The following is a 4,680-nucleotide window of genomic DNA, read 5'->3' on the forward strand; positions in this document are numbered from 1 at the left end:
GCCATGCACGTCCCCCCGTTCGCACGCCCCGTCCGTCACCAGGGAACTGGTAACGGAGGGAGCGCTTGGACAGGGGCTTCACCCCTTGGGGCAATCCGTCAGTGGTCGGCCTTACTGGAAGGTCACCTTGCCGTCCCGCTGGAAGCAGACATGCGGCACGCCATCCGTGGGACGGATCGCCACGCTCGGACGGCTGTTGTCCTCCACCGTTCCCAGCTGCGTGTACGTCCAGAATCCCTGCGCGTCCGTCGTTCCGAGCGTCAGCGCCGTCCCATTGCGCAGGACGACGACCGGCTTGCCTCCGCCGTAGGCCAGGGCTGACGAGGCGTACTTGTAATCCACCGTCGAGACCCTCCGGGTGCTGGACGCGGCAGGCGTCCCGACCGTGATGTCCTCGATGGCGTTCCATTCGCCTTCGGAGATGCCGTTGGAGAGCGCCAGGAAGTGCGAGTCCGGCCCCCAGGCCGTCGCGAGCCAGGGCGCGGAGGTGCTGGTCTTCAGCGGGAAGGACTCCAGGGTCGAACCCCGGAGGACTTGCAGGAACTGGTTGACGTAGCCGCTCGAGGACTGGTGCGTGATGAAGTGCAGCGCTCCGGCCGCGTCGAAGAGGGCGTCGCTCGTGAGCGCATGGATGCTGGTGGAGGGCGTCACAGTGGACCACGTGTTCGCCGCCGTCCGGGTCGCGACCTTGAGGCCCGCCGAAGGGTTGGAGGTGAAGACGATGGCCGGCTGCTGCGCCTGCGCCGGGTTGAGCGCGATGCTGAAGCGCAGCACCACCGACGCGTCGACCTCCTCCCGAATCCAGGCGCCATTGACGCGCGTGGCATAGCCCACCCGCGTCGCCGTGTTCGTGATGGTGCCGGTTCCCTTGGAGTAGGCGACGTGCGGCGTGCCAGTGACTGGGTCGACGACCAGCTGGCTCTTCGCGACGAAGACGCCCCCGTTGTTGAAGCCGGGACCGTCAATCTGCTCCGTCGTCCAGGACGTGCCGTCCCAGCTCGCGTACCACAGGCTGTTGTGGGTGTCGTTCGTGTAGATGACGTGCCCCTTGCCCGTGCTGTCGAACGCGATGTCGCAGCTGCTGCCGGTGACATCCGGCCTCGTATCGATGGCGGAGTTGGACGCGAGCGGCGCGGCCACGACATTGAACTGGAACGAGCTCTCGGCTGTCTTGCCGGATTCCGTCTCGACGGTGACGGACAGGGATGCTGTCCCCGCCGTGGGCAGCGTCCAGGTGACCCGCTCGTTGGAAGGCGCGACGACACCCGCGTTGGCGCTCCAGCGCACGGACTTGATGGTTTCGCCCGAGGCGACGACCCGGAAGCGCTCCGCCGTGCTCTCGACGTAGGGACCCGCGCCATCCTCGCGCTCAATCAACAGCGCAACGCCTTCGGCCCCTCGGGATTGGATGACCTCCACGGGGCGGGGCTCACGGCCGCAACCGGCGAGCAACGTCAGACCACCCAACATCAGGACCCTGGGGACCCACATCTTCCGCATCGACATTCGAGTTCCTCTCAGATGAACGAGGCGAGCCCTGCTCGCCTCTCCCGGGGAGTGCGCTCAAACGGATACGCGCTGTGAAAGTTTTATCAGGACCCTTTTTCCACGAAGTCCGTGTCATTCCGGCACGGGCATGCGCACCCCCATGAGCTTCCGGTCCACCAACACGGAATGCAGCGCATGGATGTGTCCGCTGGAGTCCAGGTCCACGCGAAGCACCATGTTCAGGGCCAGCATCGGATCCGCCCCTGGATGGAACACCGCCACCACGGCGGGCAGGCCGTTGAGCATCCGCGCCTCCCATGCCACTGGAGGCCCCCGCATCTCCATCAGCCGGCGCATGAAGAGGATGACGCGCTGGGGGCCCACGATGGGCACCAGGGCCGCGCGCACCTTTCCGCCTCCATCCGACAATGCGCGCACATCCGAGGCCAGCAGCGCCTCCGCGGCAGCCACGTCTCCCGTCACCAGCGCACCCAGGAAGGCCTCCAGCGAAGCCCGCGTGCGAGCCTGCACGTCGCGAGTGGGCACGCAACGTGACTGGTCATACGCGGCCATCACCGCCCGCGCGCGGTGGTGCACCACCTTCACGTTCGCTTCGCTCATGCGCAGCGCCTCGGCCACTTCCAGCACCGAGTAATCAAAGACATCACGCAGCAGCAGCACCGCCCGCTGCTTGGGTGACAGGGCCTCCAGCGCCAGCAGGAAGGCGAAGGACACGCTCTCCAGCAGTTCGTAGCGCCCCTCCGTCGAGCCACCGCCCGGAAGCCTTGCCTCCACGGCGGGTAGGACCTCCTCATCGCCCGTCTCCACCGGCGAAGGCAGCCAGGGACCGACGTAGCCCTCGCGGCGGCGCCGGCGCAGGTGGTCTCGCGCCAGGTTCACCGCCACACGGGTCAACCAGGGGCGCAGGGTGTCCAGGCGCTCCGGTGGCGTCGCGAGCGCGCGCGCATAGACGTCCTGCACCAGGTCGTCCGCGTCCGCCGCCACGCCGGTCATCCGGTAGCAGAGCCCCCAGAGGAAGCGCTCGTGCTCGCGTGCGGCCTGTCCCAGTGCTCCTCGCGCCTGTGAATCCATCCCGTTCAAGCCCTCACGTTCCAAGAATCCAGGAGCATCACTGGAGCACCGCAACGCCTGGTACCCCAAGCCCCCGAACCTCCACACCGAGACCCTCCGGGCCCGGACCGGGCCAAACCTGGCCGACAGTCGGACAAGTTCCCAAGGTCCGCGGCCAGCGCCCGGAGCCCCGCCAAGGTCCCCCAACCTGTCCGACTGTCGGACAAGTTTCAGCAGTCCGGAGCCAGCGCCCGGGAGCCCCGCCAAGGCCCCCCAACCTGTCCGACTGTCGGACAAGTTTCCGCAGTCCGGAGCCAAAGCCCGGGAGCCCTACCAAGGTCCCCCAACCTGTCCGACTGTCGGACAGGTCGCCGCCAATTGGAGTCATCACGGGTTCCGCCTGGTCCCCTAAAACCGGTCCGACTGTCCGACAGGTTTCCGCGCCCAGGAGCCAGCGCCGAGGACCCGGTCACGGTCCTCCCAACCTGTCCGACTGTCCGACAGGTTTCCGCCGTCGAGATGGAACAGGAGCTTTCGGCTGAGGTCCTCCCAACCTGTCCGACTGTCCGACAGGTTTCCGCCGTCGAGATGGAACAGGAGCTTTCGGCTGAGGTCCTCCCAACCTGTCCGACTGTCCGACAGGCCTCCGCCATCGGGATGGAACAGGAGCTTCCGGCTGAGGTCCTCCCAACTTGTCCGACTGTCCGACAGGTTTCCGCCATCGGGATGGAACAGGAGCTTCCGGCTGAGGTCCTCCCAACCTGTCCGACTGTCCGACAGGTTTTCCAGCTGCCCCGGGGCAGCGCGGGGGGCCTGCCGCGGTCCTCCCAACCTGTCCGACTGTCCGACAGGTTTTTGCTCTGCGCCGCAGGGGAGGGGCTCCTGGCCTGTACGCCCATTGGCCTCAAGTTCCCGCCGCGTGGCGCTGGAACGTCTCGGTGCGTCGCACCAGGGCTTGCGCCACGGCCTCGGCGCTCGCCAGGGATGCGTCCGCGAGCATGCCCTCCGCGCCCACCCAGTCGCCGACCCGGAACAGTCCGCCCACGTGCGGGACCTCCACGGTGGGGCGTCCGGTCAGCCCGCCGTTCACGGCCCGGGGCAACCCGGCGCTGACTGTGAGCGAGGGCCGGTAGCGGCGCGCCACCACCTTCGCGCGCCATCCCGGCTGGAGCGCGTCCATCACGGATTCCAGCGCCGCTTCGCTCGCCTCCGTGTCCGCGCCGCCCAGGTACTTCGCCACGTGCACCATCGCGCCCCCGTCCGGGGCCAGCTTCGCGGAGGCCGAGTGCACCGACGCGTACCAGGGCCCATCCAGCCCGAGCGCGAACAGCGCGTCCGGCCTCGGCAGGGCCGACAGCCCCAGCTCCAGCGTCGCCGCCTGGATGGGCACCGCCTCCCGCGCCTCCCGCGCGAGCACCGCGTCTCCCGGCATGAGCGCCGCCACGTCCGCGGGACTCCCCGCCATCACCACCGCGTCCGCGCGGTGCACCGTGCCGTCCGCGAGCCGCACGCCTTCGACCCGCTTGCCCCCCTCCTGAAGGACAACGGCCTCCACTCGCGCGGACAGCTCCAGCCGGGCGCCTGCCTCGCGCCCCAGCCGCTCCACAGCGTCCACCAACGTGCTCCAGCCTCCGTCCACGTACAGCACGTTCGCGGCGGTCGCGCACTGAAGCTGCTTCAGCCCTGCCTCCGCGCTGAGTGCTTCGAAGTCCGCGCAGTAGGAGGACACGCGGATCAGCGCCCCGACGAGCTCCCGGCTGTCCTTGCGCGTCAGGCGCGTCTCCAACCACTCCCGCATCGACATGGACCCCAACGGCTGTGTGTCGATGCTTGCCAGCCCCGCCAGCAGCTTCGCCACCTCCAGCTTCGAGGCGAGCGACAGCACGTCCGTCGTCATCAATGTCACGGCGCCCCGAGGCAGCGTGTGCAGCCGGCCGCCGACCAGCGCATGGGAGCCCGTCTGATTCGGAACGCCTCCCGTGGGCTTCACGCCCAGGCGCTCCAGCACCCGAAACGCCGCGCCCGCCCGGTACAGGGCATGCGGACCCAGGTTGAAGCGGAAGCCCTCCACCTCCGTCGTCCTCGCCCGCCCTCCCAGGTGCTTGGAGCGCTCGTACACCG

The 4,680-nt window shown here is 68.7% G+C and carries 3 protein-coding genes; all 3 read right to left on the reverse strand.

Going from position 1 to position 4,680, the window contains the following annotated elements; genetic code table 11:
• Positions 1-111 precede the first annotated feature (111 nt).
• A complete protein-coding gene (locus tag D7Y21_RS40385; RefSeq protein ID WP_147469524.1) occupies positions 112-1,506 on the reverse strand; it encodes a hypothetical protein in 1,395 nt (464 codons plus the stop codon).
• Between the two features lie 114 nt (positions 1,507-1,620).
• The gene (locus D7Y21_RS40390) at positions 1,621-2,580 is read right to left on the reverse strand and encodes a sigma-70 family RNA polymerase sigma factor (protein WP_121718551.1); all 960 of its coding nucleotides are present in this window, start codon (positions 2,578-2,580) and stop codon (positions 1,621-1,623) included.
• 883 nt (positions 2,581-3,463) lie between these two features.
• Positions 3,464-4,680: NAD(P)/FAD-dependent oxidoreductase (locus D7Y21_RS40395; RefSeq protein ID WP_147469525.1), on the reverse strand; the 1,217-nt coding region annotated here is incomplete at its 5' end.

The organism is Corallococcus sp. AB045 (genome assembly GCF_003668895.1).
GTDB classification, from domain to species: domain Bacteria; phylum Myxococcota; class Myxococcia; order Myxococcales; family Myxococcaceae; genus Corallococcus; species Corallococcus coralloides.

Bases quoted from the DNA above. Each gene is read 5' to 3' on its own strand.
- D7Y21_RS40385 (WP_147469524.1), bottom strand. From the start codon at position 1,506: ATGTCGATGCGGAAGATGTGGGTCCCCAGGGTCCTGATGTTGGGTGGT.
- D7Y21_RS40390 (WP_121718551.1), bottom strand. From the start codon at position 2,580: ATGGATTCACAGGCGCGAGGAGCACTGGGACAGGCCGCACGCGAGCAC.